Here is an 18,071-nt window from a genome sequence, read left to right as displayed (position 1 = left end):
GTAGATCGGTTTTTGTTTTGCCGTCGAGTACATCATTTTGATTGGTTACTTAAAGAGCTTTCTGTTTTACTCTGTTATGCATTGCCTCCGGCAAAGGAGGTTGAGGTTGGAATGATCTCACCCGACGGATTCTCGCTGGTTGCACCCGCTGCTTGCGCACCTTGCTGAAGCTGATACATCTTATAATAGCGGCCTTTAAGCTCCATCAGTTCATCATGTGCACCTTGCTCAACGATACGCCCACGATGCAGAACCAGAATCTGATCTGCTGAACGAATGGTGGAGAGACGGTGAGCAATGATGAAGGTGGTACGTCCTTTTTTGAGGACTTCGAGTGCGTTCTGAATCAATGCTTCCGTTTCCGTATCAATATTGGCTGTCGCTTCATCCAAAATGAGGATGGCAGGATCAAACGCCAGTGCACGAGCAAAGGAGATCAACTGACGCTGTCCAGCAGACAATGTGCTTCCTTTTTCGATGACAGGTTCGTCAAAGCCTTGAGGCAGATGAGCCAGGATACGTTCAGCGCCTACATCACGCAGCGCCTGTTCAATTCGTTCACGGGAGATCTTCTCATCGCCGAGACTGACGTTGGAAGCAATGGTGCCTGTGAACAGATACGGGTCCTGCAATACAATCCCCATATGTTCGCGAATCCACTGTTTAGGCAGATCTTTGACATTCTGACCGTCAATCGTGATCTTGCCTTTTTGCGGGTCATAGAACCGGAATAGCAGGTTGATAATTGAGCTTTTACCCGAACCGGTATGACCGACCAGAGCAACCGTCTGACCTTGGGATGCTTTGAATGAGATATTGTTAAGCACATAATCCTTTTTATAGGCAAAGGATACATCGTCGAAGACAACATTCCCTTTGTATCTTGGCATGGAGCCATCCGTTACAGCTTCTCCCTTTTCATCCATCAGCTCAAAGACGCGACCAGCAGATACGAGGGAGGAGTCCAAGTTGGCGAGCTGATTCACCATGCCGGTGATTGGCTGGAACAAGCGCCCCAGAACATCAACGAAGGCATATAGAACACCCAGTGAGATAATACTTGTGCCATCCAGCACACTGGAACCGAAGTACCACAGGACCACCGCAAAGGCAATATTCCGTAATACGTTAACCAGGTTGTGTGAGGTGAAGGCATTCAGGTTCAGCATTTTGTTCTGGTGTTTCATATAGTCATCATTCAGATTTTCGAATTCCTGTTTGGTTTGTTTCTGATGGCGGAATACGCGGATAATGGACATCCCCTGAATGGATTCGTTAATGATTGCATTGATTTCACTCAGTCGGGATCGAATGATCGTGTTGTAGCGAGTAGCGAATTTGCGATAGAGCACAATCCATGTAATGAGCATCGGCACAACGAATAATGAGATTAGACCCAGGCGAACATCAAGCAGGAAGAGTGCGACATACACACCTGTAATCGTGATGATTCCTGAGAAAAAGTTCGAAAGAACAGCAACGAACAGATCCTTGACGGCTTCTGTGTCGTTTGTGACCCGAGATACAACTTTACCTGCGGGCAGGTTATCAAAAAAGTGCACTGGCAGTCGCTGAATATGAGCGTACACATCGTTACGCAGTCTTTGAATGACCTTGTTGGCCGAGGACTGCAGCCAGAATGTTTTACCAAACTCCATAATGACCGAGATCACGAGGAAGATCATGTAATACACAATTAATTGATAGATGCTGGGCATCTCTGGTTTGTAAAAAGCAAACAGTTCACCAGCGGACAGGGGTACTGCCGCATATTGGCCTGTCACTTCACCTGCGCGTGTAACTGTGAGGGTTCCATCCGCATATGTGCGGTCCCCATCAGGTGCATTGACCGGTTCGTTTACAAAATAAAAACTTCTGCCGGCTTGTAATACCCGCACTTCGGAACCTTTGTTTTCATCCGGTTCGAACAAGCCTTCGCGTTTGTAGTTCTTACCGTTGTAGACTGCGGCTTCATCTGAAGCTGTCGTCTCATAGAAAGGCTGCTCAATCGCGAGCAAGTGATTGTCGATCATGGATTTGGCGATGAACGGCCCGGCAAGCTCGGCCGCAACACCAATAGTAAGCATAATTAATGCAGCGATAAATGTTCCTTTGGCTTTCAAGGCGTAATCAAGCAGCCTTTTGCCTGTATTAGACTTCAATGAATTGACCTCCTACGTGGACAGATTGGACTCGACCTGTTGCCGTTCATACTGTTCACGGTACCAGCCGTTCATGGCTAACAATTCCTGGTGAGTGCCTTCTTCCGTAATTTTCCCGTGCTCCAGTACGATGATTCGGTCAGCATGTTCAATAGCAGACAGGCGATGAGTCGAGATCAGCGTGGTTTTGCCCGAGCGTTTGTTGCGTATATTTTCAATGATTTTGGCTTCAGTACGTGCATCGACAGCAGATAAGGCATCATCCAGGATCAGAATATCAGGATTGGCAATAAAGGCACGCGCCAGCGATACCCGCTGTTTCTGTCCACCGGACAGAGAGATTCCTTTTTCACCAACGAGTGTATCCAGTCCATCGGACAAGGTTCCCAGATCCCCGTCAAAAGCGGCGGTACGAATGGCTTCCATGATGACTTCATCACTGGCCCCAGGTTGACCAAATTGAATGTTTTGACGAACTGATTTGGAGAACAGAACTTGTTCCTGTGGTACGTACCCAATCCAGCTGTGCAAGTCATCTTTGGCGATATCCTGAATTGGATGACCCGAGATGCTTAATGTGCCCGAACCGGCAGGGTATTCATGAAGCAGTTGTTTGAGCAAAGTAGACTTACCGCTACCCGTACGACCCACAACACCTAATGTTTGACCCCGTCGCAGCGAAAAGCTGATATGACTGAGATTGTCGACAGTGGAACTTGGGTAACGGAATGTAACATCCTGCATCGCAATTTCTTCCGGATTCGTAACGTGAGCAGGTTGCTCCACATCTTGTACGGCAGGTTCTACCGATAAAGTCTCGTTGACCCGATCAAGCGAAGCGCTACCACGTTGCATCAGGTTAATTAATTCACCGATGGCAAACATGGGCCAGATCATCATCCCCAGGTACATGTTAAACGATACGAGATCCCCCAGGGTAATTTCATTATGGAATACAAGATATATGCCGTAGGCAAGTGCAATCACATAACTGAGTCCAACGAAGAGGCGGATGGTGGGTTCAAATAGGGCATCCATTCTGGCAACAGCCAGATTTTTGCGATACACATCCTCGGTCACGTCGGCGAACCGTTTCTCGTCCAGACGTTCCTGCACATAAGCACGCACGACACGAATCCCGGCGATGGATTCCAGCACCTGGTCGTTCATATCTCCGAATGCATCCTGTGCCAGGGTGTAACGTTGATGTACAGCTTTACCATAGATCATCATGGCAATGGCGATAAAAGGTAATGGCAGGATTGCCGCCAGGGTCAGTTTCCAACTGACCAGGAAACCCATCGCGAACAATACGGTGGCCAGAAAGGCTGTAGAGTCTGTTAAGGTCAGCATGCCGAAGCCTGCTGTAGTGGCAATGGAACGAAGATCATTGGTGGCCCGAGCCATCAGATCTCCTGTTCTGTTTTTCTCAAAAAAGGGAGGAGTCATCCGTAACAAGTGGTCCATAAAGCGTGAACGAAGCAGCCGTTCCACCAGATTGGCACCACCAAACAGTTTGTGCATCCAAACGTATGTAACCAGATAGATAATGATGACCGTTCCTAGAATAAGCAAAATATAACGCGTAAGTGAGGTGCCGGTAATGGAACCGCGCACAATCTCGTCGATGGCATTACCAAGAAGACGGGGAGGCAGCAGTTCGGCAATGCCCACCAGAATAAGCAAGATGACACCGGTTAGGTATCGTTTGCGTTCCAGCCGGAAGAACCAGGCCAGGTTTTTAAGTACAGAGAACAAGTGTTATCCCTTCCTTTCGATGTCCGAGAAATGCAAATTCCGTTCATGAATGCCGAAATGTACCCACAAAAAAAGACATACCGCACGCAGGCGGTATGTCTTCATATAATCATACGGCAGCATGGCTCAGAGAACAGAGCCGTCACCATATATAAGTTCGATTGTGAGTATACATCACAGAGGTTCTAATGAAAGATCGCCTGTCATGCCGACTTATGAACGGAATAATGATTTCGGGTGTGCTCCGGTATTTAGTTGTGTGCTCAATTGACCAATCATATGTTTGTTAAACACCGTAATCACCCTTTCTTTTTTTGGAAATAAATACAATGTAGACCTCGTATGTTTGCATCTTAACACCGGCTTTTACAATCTGTCAAACATTTTTCACAACTTAATTTGTCTTTATATGCTCTCTCGGGTTTGTATTCAAGTCCCTGTCGAGATATGATGGAACATATATATACAGAAGGAGCTGACACCAAATGAGTACCATACATGTATCCGATCAAGCTGCTCGCTGGTACAAGGAAGAACTGAATTTGAACGAGGGAGACAGCATCCGTTTTTTTGCCCGTTATAGCTCTGGTGGAGGTCTTCACCCTGGATTTTCGTTAGGTATCGCTGTGGAGAAACCAAGACATCCTGCGGATCAAACCGAAGTGTCGGGGATTCAATTCTTTATGGAAGATCACGATTATTGGTATCTGAAAGGGCACCAACTGCATGTGGATATCGTTGATGAAGGTCAAGATATCGAATACCGTTATACCGAAGTCTAATACTTGAAGTATTCTGCTAAGCAATAGATGGATTACAGGTCGCCACCGGCTTCCGAGTAGGAGGAGGGGATAAGCAGTGAATCTGCCACCACGAGATTTGGCCCAGTATATCGCAAAACGCTCTCATATTGTTGTAAAAGCGGCGGTGCGGGCTGAGAACGAACAAGGTGAATTACTGCTGATTCAGCATGCTGAACATGGTCACTGGCGGTTGCCATCAGGTGAGATGCGCCCGGGTGAGGCTATTGAAGATGCTGCACATCGGGAGTTATGGGAAGAGACAGGTTGGACTGCTGATACCATGACACTGGAAGGTCTCTATTCGGGGCCTGACCTTCGGTATTTGCATTCAAGCGGAGATGAAGAGTATTATGTCATTGCCCTGTTCCGGACAGTGATCATTCAGGATGACCTTGTGGAGTCGCGTGTAAATAGTGATGCAGGTCTGAAGTTTTTTGCTTTGGAGTCGTTACCACCTCTGAATCAGATTAGCCGAATCCTGTTAGCGCGGGATAATGCAGAATAAAATAAGTGTTGACGCAAAAAAAATGACCTTGGCATGCACGATAAAGTGGATGCCAAGGTCATTTTTCTTAAAAATCCGATTCACGTGCTCAGAGCATGAATTACACCTGATCCAGTGGTTCATCATCCATCGCAAAATCAAAATCATCAATATCAAATACCTGTACAGGTGATTCAGACTCAATGATGCGTGCAATCAGTTCAACCTGATCGGTGAGAATTGGGATACTCAGGCGCTGAGATGTCAGCAGCAGTTCGGTCTCAATGGGATCGAAATACTCCCCGTACTGTGCCGTATCTATTGCATTGATAATGGCAATGGATACTTGGTCACCAAATAAAATGGAGGGGCTTTTGGCCCATGGAACAAGTAACGCACGCTCTATTTTTTTCTTATTCAGCGGTTCCTCAAAATAAGAAATCATTTCATTGATTTTGGATTTCACATGCTGATCATCTGCCGGGTTATCCATCATGGGATCAGGACTGGTCTGGAATTCATATAGCTCAAGGATGGTGGTATAAGGAACAATATATTCAACAGGCGCGGGCGGCGCTAACAATTGACCGTAAATGGCCACCATCACGGCTTCTGTAATAAACTGACGTGACATGGTTCCTGAATCCTCCTGCGCCATTAATAGTTGCAAAGTGAATCTATACGTTTATGCAACAGCATAACCACAATATGGATTATTCTGCTGTAGACTCGTGTACATAATTTGCATGAATAGAAGTATATCACACAACGGTGGGAAATACAGCCAATCTGCATAGCATGTCAGGTCACAACCTTCACAACTTGAATCAGGATTTGCCCAGCAGCAATGATAAAATTCCCGCCGCAATCAATGGACCCACAGGTACACCCTTGAATAGGGCAACCCCAAGTACCGTTCCGATTAACAGCCCTGCAACGACAGTTGGCTGTGTACCCATCAACGTAGCGCCACGTCCTCCGAGATATGCCACCAGTAATCCTACGCCAATGGCGAGCAGTGATTTCCAGTGCAGGAAAGACTCGCCGATCGTCTGCAGACTCATCTTGCCACTGGCAAGAGGTGCCATCACGCCAATGGTCAGAATGATAATGCCCAGTGTAAGTCCGTATTTTTCAAGCCATGGAAATGCCTGGTTCAGGTTCAGGACTCGTAGCAACAACAGAAATACCATCGCTACGGTCACAGGTGTGTTACTGCTGATAATCCCGAGAGCTGCAAATACGAGCAACAGCAGGGAAGTCATATCCATTGTTTTCATTTCCCTTCAGTCTGTCCACGTTGTTTGCTAACGATATGTTCCGCAATGTAACGTCCATGCCAGCGCCCGGATTCAATAAAGACTTCATTGGCATTACGACCCGAAGCGATGACTCCACCTACATATACACCAGGTACGCTGCTTTCCATCGTTTGTGCATCATATAGAGGTTTATCCATATCATCAGACATCTCCACACCTACCGACGTGAGTAGTTGACGATCTGGACGGAAACCGGTCATTGCCAGTACGAAGTCATTATCCAGTTCCCGAGTGGAGCCATCCGTGTGTATCAGACGAATCGAATCATCGAGTATTTCATTCACGCGTGATTCCAGGTGGAGTGTGATATGACCTTTTGTCACCATGCTCTCGAATAGCGGGCGTACCCATGGTTTAATATGCTGGGACAGACCACTGCCGCGATAAACCATATCAATATGTGCTCCGACCCGAACCAGTTCCATGGCCGCATCCACGGCTGAGTTGCTTCCGCCAATAATGGCGACACGTGTACGGGTATAAGGGTGGGCTTCCCGGAAGTAGTGGGTTACCTTATCTTTATCTTCTCCAGGGATGCCCAGATAGTTAGGATGGTCAAAATAACCGGTAGCTACAACTACATTGCGTCCAACATGTACGATGGCTTCCCCGCGGCGATTGAGCGTATGTACCTCAAACGTACCATCATCCTTGCGTTTAATTTCACGGGCTTCCTCATAGTTATGAACACGCAGACCAAAATGTTCGGCTACCCTGCGATAATAGGCAAGTGCTTCATAACGAAACGGTTTATCATTAGGTGTGCTGAACGGAACGTTTCCGATCTCAAGCAGCGGGGCTGTGCTGAAAAACTGCATATGGGTTGGATACAGATAAATAGATTGAACGATATTGTATTTCTCAACGATCACAGCGGACAGTCCCAGCCGCTCACATTCAATGGCAGCAGACAGACCGCATGGGCCTCCGCCGATAATAATGACATCTTCCATGTTCTTAATCCTCCTTATTTCAAGCAATATAATCCTACCGTAAATAACGAGCCAATGCCAGTTCAAGCGTGGAGTTTAATTAGACAAGCTTACTTGAATCTAAAGGAGTTGACGTGCAAAGAAGAAAAGACTAATATCAAATTAGATATATATCTAAACGAAAGCGAGATGAACGATGATGCAGCTGGAGAAAATTGTGGCTTATCATAAAGCGTTGGCTGACCCGACCCGGCTTCGCATGCTACTGTTGTTGGCACAGGGTGAACTGCACGGACAGGCACTGGCCGAGCGGCTGAATCTGTCACAGCCAACCGTGACACATCATGCATCCAAGCTGAGAGAGGCGGCGCTGATTAAGGAACGACGGGAGAAAAATACAGTGTATTTCACACTCAATCCTTCGTTTATCCGCGAGAATGCACAGGCTTCGGTTGACTTTATCTTTGAGCGAGAGGAGGTGGCAGATATGAGTGATGTGAACGAAACATTGAAAGCGTCGGTCATGAGAAATTTTTTCTCCAAAGATGGACGACTGCGTCAGATTCCGGCTCAATACAAGAAAAAACTGATTGTACTTGGTCATCTGGTCGAGCAGCTTGAATTTGGTCGGAAGTATACGGAGAAAGAAATCAATACATTTATAAAGCAATACCATGAAGACTTTGCCACGATTCGGCGGGAATTTATCATGCATCAGTTCATGTATCGGGAAGAGGAAATCTATGAATTGAATCCGAAGGAAATGTGGACACGCTGGGATCAGGTCAAATAGAGTAGGCTGGTGGTAAAAATAGTTTGGGCTTGACAACTGTAAAGCTCAGTGTGTAACATAATGGATAATTCTACAAGGGAGGCGAATGTTTATGACAAACTTAAATGCAGTATACGTTAATTTGAATATGAACAGCGTCTCCGGAACGGATCAAAGCATGTAATTTTGCGTTGGCTGGATAGCAGTATCCATTGTAACGTGAAGTATTGCATGCTCAGATGAAGCCACGGGTGACGCACCCGTGGCTTTTTTGTTTGCCGATAAAAGGGTGTTCCTGAATTGTTTATATCGAAGGGTTAAGTATTTTATCCGGTAGATCTACAAGAAGGGATGATCTTTGATTCGGCTAACTACTTATTGCCACGGGTGTATTTCTACTCGTGGTTTTTTGTTTTGATCTGAACCGGAGATGATTGTTCACTCGGCTTGAACGAAGTAAACAACTTATTTTGGGAGGAATTTTTATTTTAGATAACCATATTAAGAAGTACGGCTGGTCTGCAAAGTGGCAGGAACTGTGGCAAGAGACAGGGATGGAAGAGCAGGAGAAAAAGCCAGCCAGAATTATCGCAGACCATGGACATCTGCAACGTTTGATTACAGAAGAGGGCGAATGCTGGGGAAGAATTTCGGGCCGAATGCGTCATGATAGTCTGGAGACCAGCTTGGTACCAGCGGTTGGAGATTGGGTGGCCATTACAGGTCAGGCAGGTGAAGAAGCAATTATTCACAATCTGGTGCCCCGTCGGAGCAGGGTATCGAGACAGGCGGCAGGTCCGGTGACCAAGGAACAATTAATCGCCGCAAACGTAGATACACTATTAATCGTGGCTGCACTTAATCATGATTTCAATCTTAGACGACTCGAAAGGTACGTGATGATGGCTTGGAATGGTGGCGTAAGGCCGGTCATTGTCTTGAGCAAAAGTGATCTGTGCAGCAATGTGGAAGAACAGATCCGATGTGTAGAAGGAATTGCTCCAGGCGTTGAAGTGCTTGCGATATCTGCAGTGGAGGGTCAAGGTAAATCCTTACTGGAACGATATTTGCAGCCAGGGCTGACTGTTGCGCTCACAGGATCTTCTGGCAGTGGCAAGTCTACGCTGGTGAACTGGATGATGGGTGAGGATGTGCAGCTTACGCAATCCGTCCGCGAGGGAGACAGCCGTGGGAGACATACGACAACACACCGGGAGATGTTTGTACTTCCACAGGGAGCCGTATTGATCGATACTCCAGGAATGCGCGAGCTTAATCTCTGGGATGAGGGCCATGACGGGCTGTCACATGCGTTTGGAGAAATTGAAGAACTTGCCGCCACGTGCAGATTTCTGGATTGCAGTCATACACGGGAAGCTGGATGTGCAGTGAAAGAGGCCATACAGGACGGTTCATTGGATGAAAAAAGGCTGAATAATTATCTGAAAATGCAGAAGGAATTGCAATATCAGCAGCGCAAGGAAGAAGTGGCATCCAGAAGGCGTACCGCTTCCAGCAAACCGGCCAATAGTCGCAAATCCAAGCACTCCCGTAGTGTGAAAGAGTGGGAGGAAGCCTGAAATCAGGCGGGCATCATCCGGTATCTTGCATAAGATAGGTCAGGAGGGATGTCATTATGCCAGATTACAGGATTATTGTAGATCTGTCTGACCACATGTTATATCTTCTGGATGGCAATCAGGTGATTAAGGGCTATCCCGTAGCCACCGGCAAGATGCTCACGCAGACTCCAAGCGGAGAGTTCACTATTATTAACAAACAATCGAATCCAGGTGGGCCATTTGGCGTGTTCTGGATGGGACTGTCTGCTCCCCACTATGGCATACACGGTACCAATGAGCCTTGGTCTATTGGCAAATCCGTCTCCCATGGTTGTATACGCATGTACAACTCGGATGTACTGGATCTGTCTTCCAAGGTATCTGTAGGCACGAGGGTAACGATCCGGCCGTAGGGCCGGATTTTACTTTATAAGAGGTGCTTAAATGGATCAATTTGGAATTATAGAAAGAAGAACGTATAATATGGTAAAGCTACGGCAGTTACGAGAGAAAGCGAGTGATAGCTATGCTGATCAGGCGGGCGCGTGAAGGGGATGCGCAGGGGATAGCCCATGTACATACGGAGAGTTGGAAAACAACATATCGGGGAATTGTGCCTGACGATTTTTTGGATCATTTGACTATAGAATCAAGATTGTCTCAGTGGGAGAAGACCATTCGTTCTGGCGAAAAGGATCAGATCCTGGTGGTAGCTGAACAGGATCATGGGAACATTGTCGGATTTGCTTGTGGGGGTAAGGAGCGTGAAGGCAAATTACCTTATGATGGAGAGTTGTACGCTATATATTTGCTGAAGGAAGTACAACAAACGGGGATAGGTCAACAACTGGTGACACATGTCGTTCATCATCTGCAGACCCATAATATGAAACGTTTGATCATATGGGCTTTGGAGCGTAATTCAGCTTGCCGCTTCTATGAAAAGATGGGAGGCACTCCAGTCCAAACACAGTCCCTCCGCATTGGTGGTCAAGATCTGATCGAAGTTGGCTACGGATGGGAAGACTTGAGCCTCTTTGGAGAGGAGAGCCTGCCTGACTGTTGAAAGACGTGCAGATGGTGAGAGAATAGTGTGGAATGTATTGTTTCCCTTAAGCTTGAATGGAAAAGTTAATTCAGGTCTGCACGTTTGCGTAATTCTGAACAAGGTTAATGATGTATTACACTGTTTTGCAGGTGTGACATTTAATCTTGATCAGGAGGCGTATTCAGATGACTTTAATGGAAACCGAACATACAACATGGACGAAACAATATATTAATGGCCAATGGGTAGATGGTTCCGGCGAGAAAACAATGGAGAATATCAATCCTTATACGGGAGAAGTTATTGCCACATGGCGCTCTTCCAATAAGAAAGACATAGATAAGGCTTATGAGTCAGCTCAGAAAAATTCGATTGAATGGGCGAAGTCATTACCTGCTGCGAAAGAAGAGGTATTGCGTAAAGTTTCATCCCTGATGACAGAGCGAAAAGAGGAAATCATACAACTGTTGATCACGGAATCCGGGAGTACCCGAATCAAATCGGAGGCGGAGTTTGCAGCGGCTAAACGGATTGTGGATGAAGCAGCATCTTTTCCTTATCGCATGAAGGGTGAGATCATCCCGTCCAACACACCTGGCAAAGAGAATCGTGTGGTTCGTGAGCCGAAGGGAGTGATTGGTGTTATCGGGCCATGGAACTTCCCTTTGCATCTATGCCTTCGATCTGTAGCTCCAGCGATTGCTCTTGGTAATGGTATGGTGATTAAACCAGCATCGGACACTCCGATTACGGCAGGCTGGCTTATTGCCGATTTGTTCGAACAGGCCGGTCTGCCTGAGGGCGTGCTAAATGTCGTTGCCGGAAGTGGCAGCGAGATCGGGGATTACTTTGTCGCTCATCCGGTTCCCAAAGTAATTTCATTTACGGGTTCCACAGAAGTTGGACAAGGGATCGGTAAACTGGCGGGTGAACATTTAAAAGAAACGGCATTGGAACTTGGCGGCAACAACGCCATGGTTGTGCTGGAAGATGCGGACATTGAACGTGCTGCCGAAGCGGCGGTCTTTGGCAAGTTTCTGCATCAGGGACAAATCTGCATGGCTCTGAATCGTATCATTGTGCATGCCGATATTTACGACCAATTTGTCGAATCATTTGTTGCCAAAACGAAAAATGTCCAGGCAGGTGATCCGGCGGATGCCAAAACACTCGTGGGTCCTCTCATTCGGGAAAAAGAGGTAACACGATTGCTGGAGCTTGTGAACAAAGCCAAGGCCGAAGGCGCAAGGTTATTGCTCGGGGGGACCAGTAAAGGCAGTGTGCTGTCTCCTACTGTACTTGCCGATGTTAAACCTGAACAAGATATCGTGCAGCAGGAATTATTTGGCCCAGTGGCAGTGATTATGAAGGCTCAAGATGAGCAGGAAGCTGTACGTTTGGCGAATGATACTCCTTATGGACTTAGTGGTTCCGTATTCACCAAAGATCTGAATCGAGGATATCAGGTTGCCCAGCGCATTGAATCGGGTATGGTGCATGTAAATGATCAGTCTGTGAACGATGAAGCGCATGTGATGTTTGGCGGTGAAAAAGCTTCAGGGATTGGACGTTTCGGTGGGGATTGGGCCATTGAGAAGTTTACACGTACGCGTTGGATCAGCATTCAGCACCAATATCGGGAATATCCGGGAGTGAAATAAGTCGAAAAAGAGTAAATTAGCAGGGGCATTTATGAATGATTAGAGTGGGTTACAAAAAGATCGACAAATCATGCGAAAGTCCGTCTCCAGCTTGGTGGGACGGGCTTTTTGTACAATTTTACACCTCAGCAAAATACGGCTTAATATAAGAGCGGAAAAGCTGTTTGGGGCTGACGCTATCTGGTTATTTATGGATACACGGAAGAATCGATCCGTAAATCCAATGGCAAAGGGGCTTAAATTCATGTCCATTGACCGCTTTATTCTGAGGAAACTGAATACCTGTCAGGAAGAACATACACGTGCCAATTTGGTTCGGCTGTTTGTCATTCGTATTCGTAAAGCCGAGATTGCGGAAGAACATGATGCCGCCTATGTCCTGAGCAAAATGCACTGAGTGATGGCTGATAATAATTGCGATCCGCTGTTAACGTGTATACAACTCAAAAAAAGGAAGCTTGTCTATAACGACAGCTTCCTTTTTCATGTCTTGTAATGAATGTGTCTTGGTTGACTCCCTTTAATATAACGATAAAGCAAGGGAGTCGTTTTCACTTCGACTGTGGAGAATGGCTTCTCCATTAACAATCTCAATACTAATTAAAGAATGCAGACATTTTTGAATGGCGCGTTTACCGTTGCTAATTTTATGCTCAAGAGCACTGCTAAGCAATCTTAATGTCTTCTGCATAGGTTGTTTGTTTTCTTGATTAAAATATACAGGGATTGATTTGTTTTGAAAGGTTATTAGGGTTCTCACTTGAAATCACCTCACGGTTGTTATTTCATACAGCTAATATTAAATTCCAATGCTTAAAATTACCTTAAAATCAGCTTATGAAAACATAAAGGTGGGTAATGTTTGAAAAGTGTTCACAATTCAATTGTGAGCGAAGGAATAAAAGTCCTGAAAATCGTAACTTAATTACCATTTAAATGGAACGAAAAACGATGATTTTCGTATCCTCGCAATATTTAATTGCATAACTGCCACGAAAGTTCTGAGTCAAATGTACGATATTTTAATATATACGTGGGTCATATGTAACAAAATTACAGGTGGTACATTGCAAACAGGGTGTTTATGTAAGAAAATAGGGTTGATATAACGATTCATTCTCTTTTTTTTGATTTAATCTGACATTAGGACAATTTACATATGAGACCATGGGAGGGATTCGGATGATTCTAACCGTGTATTCCGGCCGCGAGGAAGGAGAATGGTTCGACATCGATGTTCCGGACGAATGTACCATTGAACATTTGAAGACATTACTCGGCGTTCGCATTTTTGGACAGGCACCGGGTGACGGCATTCAGTACATCCTAGAAGCCAAGTTTCCGGAAGGTCTGTGGTTCTCTCCGCAGAACGCACAGCAGTTAATGGAAACAGGGCTGCGACAAGGCAGTTGCGTACGTGTCCAGCGGGCTTTTTCAACAACTTCGGAAGAAGCGCCTGTATATGGAAGACGTTCATTGTTTCAGCAGGACAGCAACGAATAGGGCTTTTGAACGTATACATTCATTATTGAACGAACTAAAGGAGGTCTTCTCTTCGTGAATGTGTTATATCAGCGTTCTCCAAGAATGACACCGGTTCTCAAGGAAGAGAGACTCGAAATACTCAGGCCTCCAACAGAACCGAGCAAACCCACGTTTTCCATGATATCCATTATTGTGCCGATCATGATGACCATGGTCAGCATTGGTTTCTACGTATATATCAATATGACCGGCAAAATGAATAACAGCAATTATATGATGTTTCAGATGATGACGGTCATGATGATGCTTACTTCTTACACCATTCCATTCTTCGTGTATCTGAGCAACAAGAAATCATATCGCAAAAAATTGGAAGAACGAAAAATAATGTATCTTGCCCAACTGGACAAACACCGGGAAGAACTGAAAGAAGCTCAGGCGGAGCAAGTGAAGAGTCTGTACGAAATTCATGGTGATCCGGGTGTGTGTCTTCAAGTGGTGAAGAACCGGAACAGTTCCTTGTGGGAGCGTTCACCAGAGGATGATGATTTCCTTCAGGTGCGCATTGGTACGGGAGAGATTCCATTCCGCATCAAACTTCAGGTTCCGCGTATTGATGGTTATGAGAAGGATGAGCTGATTGAAGCGGCCCATGAACTTGCGGCTGAATTCCAGACGGTACCGGATGCTTCCATTACATTGCCTTTGTTCCAATCGAAGGTTATGGGACTTGTCGGTGATCGGGAGGAAGTGCTTGCTTCCCTGCGAGTCATCATCTCACAACTGACGGTACGCCATTCCCCGGATGAACTGAAGCTTGCTGCTTTCTATGAAGAAAAGGACAGCAAGGAATGGGACTGGCTTCGCTGGATGCCCCATATCTGGGATGAAGACCAGGGACAACGCTATATGGCCGACAGGCACAGCGGTGCGCATCAATTGGCGGACAGCTTGTTTTCCGTGTTGAACCGGCGCCGTAACAATAAGGAAGACCGCTACAAGAAAAGCGTACAAACGCCGTGTTACGTTGTGATTCTCTCCGATACGCAATTGATTGAAGAAGAACCGTTGCTTCCGCTGCTGCTGGAGTCGGCTCATGACATTGATGTATGCACCATCATACTGGCTAATCGCAAGGAGTCTCTACCGATGCATTGTCAGTTGATTATGGATGCCTCCAAAGGCAAAGGGGTGTATATCAAAAAAACGGAAGATGCGGATGTTATTCAACAAACGTACAAGCCTGATGTGATCTCGAAAGAGATGGCAGAGGCGCTTTCCCGTTATATGTCACCGATCCGGTTGAAGCGGTCATCTGCTTCGGATATCCCGCAAGTGCTTCCGTTATTCGATATGCTGAGTACATCACGCGTGGAAGATCTGGATGTGGTGTCCAGGTGGGGACAGACGAGATATCCTGATACGCTGCCTGTACCAATGGGTGTACGCGCTGGCGGCAAAAAAATAGCGATAAACCTGCATGACAAAATTGAACGTCAGGGTCATGGTCCCCATGGTCTGATTGCAGGTACAACTGGTTCAGGTAAAAGTGAAGTTATCCAGTCCATCGTAGCTTCACTGGCTGCTGAATTCCATCCCCATGATCTGGCGTTTATGTTGATTGACTATAAAGGTGGCGGGATGTCCAACACATTTGTTGATCTGCCTCATGTGGTAGGGACGATCACCAATCTGGATGGGAATCTGATCGAGCGGGCGAATATCTCACTTCGTGCCGAACTGGTCAGAAGGCAAAAGATATTAAATGATGCGGGAAATCTCCAGCATATTGATGAATATTACAAAATTCTGCGTTCCAGGCATGAACAGCCACTGCCACATCTGGTTATTATCATTGACGAGTTTGCTCAATTGAAACGGGACCAGCCGGAGTTCATGGATGAATTGATCAGTATCGCGGCCATTGGCCGGACACTAGGGGTTCATCTAATTCTGGCAACCCAAAAGCCAGCTGGTGTTGTGGACGATAAAATATGGAGTAATTCGCGCTTCCGGATCTGCCTTCGCGTACAGAGTGAGGGAGATAGCAGGGACATGATCAAGATTCCAAATGCTGCCTGGATTACAAAGCCTGGTCGTGGATATTTCCAGGTTGGTAGTGATGAAGTGTTTGAAGAAATGCAATTCGCCTGGAGTGGTGCACCTTATAACCAGCAGGAGGATTCAACGACGGTATTGCCCGTTATGGAAGTGCGCCTGAACGGTAAGCGGGAACCTCTGTTAACTGGTGAGCGCAGAGCCGTTCTCAAAGGGGAAGATGTTCCGAAACAGCTTCAGGTATTTATTGATTATGTTGCGCAGTCTGCAGCGGATGCGGGTATCCGTCGTTTGCCAGGTCCATGGTTGCCACCTTTACCAGATACACTGGAATGGGAAGGTCTTCAGGACTGGCAGGAAGAAGAGAATCGCGATTTGCTGCTTGATGGCGGAGCGAGTGGTCTGAAACCACTGGTTGGTTTGCTGGATGATCTCCCGAATCAGCGCCAACAACCGCTCGCATTGCCTGTGGATCAAGGGCATCTGGTCGTGTACGGCATGCCAGGACTGGGCAAAACAACATTTGTTCAGACCTTGCTTATGTCTCTGGCCCGTTCCCATAGAACTGAACCTTGGCATGGTTACATTATTGATATGGGCCGTATGATGAAAGACTTTGCAGCACTACCTCAGATCGGTGGCGTGATGATGGCTGAAGAGGAAGACCGGATCAAGCGGTTATTCCGCTATATTCTTAAGCTGTCAGCACAACGCAAAGATATCATCTCGGAGGCGGGTGTTAAAACGATTTCGGCGTACCGCCGTTCAGCTCACGCGGCAGTCCCGCAGGTTGTGGTCGTTATCGATGGTTATCTTTCATTCCGCAATGCCTATCCGGAAGAAAATGAACTTCTGGAAACGATCCTGCGTGAAGGCGGAAGTCTGGGTATCACCTTTGTGCTTACTGCGAATCGGGTAACAGATGTATTTGAAAAATTCAGAAGTAATATTCCCAATGCGGTTTCATTTGAGTTATCCGATCCAAGCGATTATTATTATGCCGTGGGGAGACCTTCCAAGGCACCAAGCCAACTCCCGCCAGGAAGAGGTCTGGTCAAAGGGCAAGTTCCTCCATTAATGTTCCAGGCGGCATTACCTTCTTCCGGGGCAGATGAGGGCAAGCGTTCATCTGCACTGCGCCGTACGATTGCTGAGATTCGCCAAGGCTGGACAGGGGAAGAAGCGCCGCAGATTGCTCCACTTCCGGAAGAGATCAAACTGAAAGATCTGCTCATTCGGACAGGATCATATGGTCAGGCTTGGGATACATCGTCTGTAACTGTCCCTGTGGGACTGCTTACGGATGATCTGGAACCATTCGAGCTTAATCTGCGTGAAGGTCCGCATTTCATGGTAACGAGTCCGATGGAAGGCGGCAAAACGACTTTTTTATTGACATGGATGTTATCACTGGCTTATCATGCTTCTCCGGAAGATGTGCAAATATACACAGTAGATATGCGTTATGGCTCAGGTGGGTTGGGGGAAATCAGCAGTTTGCCCCATGTCCGTGGACATGTGTCGCGAGAAGAACAGCTTGCACCTGTGATTCAACAGTTGTACGATGAAGTTCTGAAAAGAGGCGAGATTTCCGGTGGACCGGAACTTGTGCTTGTCATCGACGATGCGGACACCTTGTCCAAGCAGTTAAACGATTTTAATGTAAAAGATCAATTGGGAGCGATTGTTCGTCAAGGAAGGGATCGCGGTGTACACGTGATTCTGTCCGGGGTTCCGGCAGACTTCCCAACCTTTGGTTCTGACTGGGTAACGGATGTGAAGGCTTCCCAGAGCGGAATGCTGTTCGGGACTTTAGACCCTAATGATCTCTCGTTCTTCCGTATACCTTATTCCGAATCTGGAGGTAGTACAGGTGGGCTGAAGGTACTGCCTCCGGGTCAAGGTTATTATGTAAAACGTAAATATTCCAGGGTTAAAGGTGCAGTTCCATGTGATGACAGCTGGAAAATGACTGATTGGATTTCTGAAATTCGTGACCGATGGCATGTTGTAGTTTGAGGGGA

Annotated in this window: 16 protein-coding genes; 10 read left to right on the top strand and 6 right to left on the bottom strand. The window is 46.6% G+C overall.

Annotated elements, in window-relative coordinates; genetic code table 11:
• Window positions 1-74: 74 nt before the first annotated feature.
• Together AC6CIF_RS00975 and AC6CIF_RS00970 are read right to left on the bottom strand one after the other, a co-directional pair.
• A complete protein-coding gene (locus tag AC6CIF_RS00975) occupies window positions 75-2,162 on the bottom strand; it encodes an ABC transporter ATP-binding protein (RefSeq protein ID WP_498197411.1) in 2,088 nt (695 codons plus the stop codon).
• A 12-nt stretch (window positions 2,163-2,174) separates the two neighbouring features.
• Window positions 2,175-3,920, bottom strand: a complete 1,746-nt coding sequence (locus tag AC6CIF_RS00970; protein ID WP_036609220.1) for an ABC transporter ATP-binding protein — start codon at window positions 3,918-3,920, stop codon at window positions 2,175-2,177.
• 485 nt (window positions 3,921-4,405) lie between these two features.
• Between AC6CIF_RS00970 and AC6CIF_RS00965 the strand changes: the two genes are divergently transcribed.
• Window positions 4,406-4,702, top strand: a complete 297-nt coding sequence (locus AC6CIF_RS00965) for a HesB/YadR/YfhF family protein (RefSeq protein ID WP_036609218.1) — start codon at window positions 4,406-4,408, stop codon at window positions 4,700-4,702.
• 76 nt (window positions 4,703-4,778) lie between these two features.
• Window positions 4,779-5,228: an NUDIX domain-containing protein gene (locus AC6CIF_RS00960; RefSeq protein ID WP_498197409.1), complete on the top strand. Its 450-nt coding sequence runs from the start codon at window positions 4,779-4,781 to the stop codon at window positions 5,226-5,228.
• 100 nt (window positions 5,229-5,328) lie between these two features.
• Here the strand turns inward: AC6CIF_RS00960 and AC6CIF_RS00955 are convergent, their stop codons facing one another.
• The 3 genes from AC6CIF_RS00955 to AC6CIF_RS00945 form a co-directional block, all read right to left on the bottom strand.
• Complete coding sequence (locus tag AC6CIF_RS00955; RefSeq protein ID WP_036609214.1) at window positions 5,329-5,841, bottom strand: hypothetical protein; 513 nt, start codon at window positions 5,839-5,841, stop codon at window positions 5,329-5,331.
• 193 nt (window positions 5,842-6,034) lie between these two features.
• Window positions 6,035-6,478: a DUF441 domain-containing protein gene (locus AC6CIF_RS00950; protein WP_036609212.1), complete on the bottom strand. Its 444-nt coding sequence runs from the start codon at window positions 6,476-6,478 to the stop codon at window positions 6,035-6,037.
• 5 nt (window positions 6,479-6,483) lie between these two features.
• A complete protein-coding gene (locus AC6CIF_RS00945) occupies window positions 6,484-7,482 on the bottom strand; it encodes a YpdA family putative bacillithiol disulfide reductase (RefSeq protein ID WP_076249782.1) in 999 nt (332 codons plus the stop codon).
• A gap of 178 nt (window positions 7,483-7,660) precedes the next feature.
• Here AC6CIF_RS00945 and AC6CIF_RS00940 point away from each other — a divergent pair, with 178 nt between their 5' ends.
• From AC6CIF_RS00940 to AC6CIF_RS00915, 6 genes are all read left to right on the top strand, one after another.
• Window positions 7,661-8,254: a DUF2087 domain-containing protein gene (locus AC6CIF_RS00940; protein WP_026081135.1), complete on the top strand. Its 594-nt coding sequence runs from the start codon at window positions 7,661-7,663 to the stop codon at window positions 8,252-8,254.
• A 533-nt stretch (window positions 8,255-8,787) separates the two neighbouring features.
• Window positions 8,788-9,813 carry a ribosome small subunit-dependent GTPase A gene (gene rsgA / locus AC6CIF_RS00935; protein WP_498198174.1) on the top strand — a complete coding sequence of 342 codons (1,026 nt, stop codon included), beginning with the start codon at window positions 8,788-8,790 and terminating at the stop codon, window positions 9,811-9,813.
• A gap of 56 nt (window positions 9,814-9,869) precedes the next feature.
• Window positions 9,870-10,208, top strand: coding sequence for a L,D-transpeptidase (locus AC6CIF_RS00930; protein ID WP_076208844.1), 339 nt, complete (start codon window positions 9,870-9,872; stop codon window positions 10,206-10,208).
• 113 nt (window positions 10,209-10,321) lie between these two features.
• Window positions 10,322-10,861: a GNAT family N-acetyltransferase gene (locus tag AC6CIF_RS00925; RefSeq protein ID WP_498198172.1), complete on the top strand. Its 540-nt coding sequence runs from the start codon at window positions 10,322-10,324 to the stop codon at window positions 10,859-10,861.
• 167 nt (window positions 10,862-11,028) lie between these two features.
• On the top strand, window positions 11,029-12,504 hold the full coding sequence (locus AC6CIF_RS00920; protein ID WP_498197405.1) for an aldehyde dehydrogenase family protein: 1,476 nt from the start codon (window positions 11,029-11,031) through the stop codon (window positions 12,502-12,504).
• A gap of 244 nt (window positions 12,505-12,748) precedes the next feature.
• Window positions 12,749-12,901 (top strand): hypothetical protein, encoded by a 153-nt coding sequence (locus tag AC6CIF_RS00915; protein WP_282321824.1) that lies wholly within the window; start codon window positions 12,749-12,751, stop codon window positions 12,899-12,901.
• A gap of 123 nt (window positions 12,902-13,024) precedes the next feature.
• Here the strand turns inward: AC6CIF_RS00915 and AC6CIF_RS00910 are convergent, their stop codons facing one another.
• Window positions 13,025-13,264 (bottom strand): hypothetical protein, encoded by a 240-nt coding sequence (locus AC6CIF_RS00910; RefSeq protein ID WP_074094612.1) that lies wholly within the window; start codon window positions 13,262-13,264, stop codon window positions 13,025-13,027.
• Between the two features lie 422 nt (window positions 13,265-13,686).
• On the opposite strand from AC6CIF_RS00910, the gene AC6CIF_RS00905 reads away from it, so the two are divergent.
• Window positions 13,687-14,007, top strand: a complete 321-nt coding sequence (locus AC6CIF_RS00905) for a hypothetical protein (RefSeq protein WP_074094613.1) — start codon at window positions 13,687-13,689, stop codon at window positions 14,005-14,007.
• Window positions 14,008-14,061: 54 nt separating this feature from the next.
• Window positions 14,062-18,066, top strand: a complete 4,005-nt coding sequence (essC, locus tag AC6CIF_RS00900; protein ID WP_498197402.1) for a type VII secretion protein EssC — start codon at window positions 14,062-14,064, stop codon at window positions 18,064-18,066.
• Window positions 18,067-18,071 lie beyond the last annotated feature (5 nt).

This window comes from Paenibacillus sp. GQ49 (genome assembly GCF_059759055.1).
This window is presented reverse-complemented; position numbering and strand designations above follow the sequence as displayed.

Excerpts from the sequence above, each read along its gene's own strand:
- rsgA (WP_498198174.1), top strand. The coding sequence starts at position 8,788 with ATGGAAGAGCAGGAGAAAAAGCCAGCCAGAATTATCGCAGACCATGGA.
- AC6CIF_RS00905 (WP_074094613.1), top strand. The coding sequence starts at position 13,687 with ATGATTCTAACCGTGTATTCCGGCCGCGAGGAAGGAGAATGGTTCGAC.
- AC6CIF_RS00920 (WP_498197405.1), top strand. The coding sequence starts at position 11,029 with ATGACTTTAATGGAAACCGAACATACAACATGGACGAAACAATATATT.
- AC6CIF_RS00950 (WP_036609212.1), bottom strand. The coding sequence starts at position 6,478 with ATGGATATGACTTCCCTGCTGTTGCTCGTATTTGCAGCTCTCGGGATT.
- AC6CIF_RS00945 (WP_076249782.1), bottom strand. The coding sequence starts at position 7,482 with ATGGAAGATGTCATTATTATCGGCGGAGGCCCATGCGGTCTGTCTGCT.
- AC6CIF_RS00940 (WP_026081135.1), top strand. The coding sequence starts at position 7,661 with ATGCAGCTGGAGAAAATTGTGGCTTATCATAAAGCGTTGGCTGACCCG.
- AC6CIF_RS00925 (WP_498198172.1), top strand. The coding sequence starts at position 10,322 with ATGCTGATCAGGCGGGCGCGTGAAGGGGATGCGCAGGGGATAGCCCAT.
- AC6CIF_RS00965 (WP_036609218.1), top strand. The coding sequence starts at position 4,406 with ATGAGTACCATACATGTATCCGATCAAGCTGCTCGCTGGTACAAGGAA.
- AC6CIF_RS00955 (WP_036609214.1), bottom strand. The coding sequence starts at position 5,841 with ATGTCACGTCAGTTTATTACAGAAGCCGTGATGGTGGCCATTTACGGT.
- AC6CIF_RS00930 (WP_076208844.1), top strand. The coding sequence starts at position 9,870 with ATGCCAGATTACAGGATTATTGTAGATCTGTCTGACCACATGTTATAT.
- AC6CIF_RS00915 (WP_282321824.1), top strand. The coding sequence starts at position 12,749 with ATGTCCATTGACCGCTTTATTCTGAGGAAACTGAATACCTGTCAGGAA.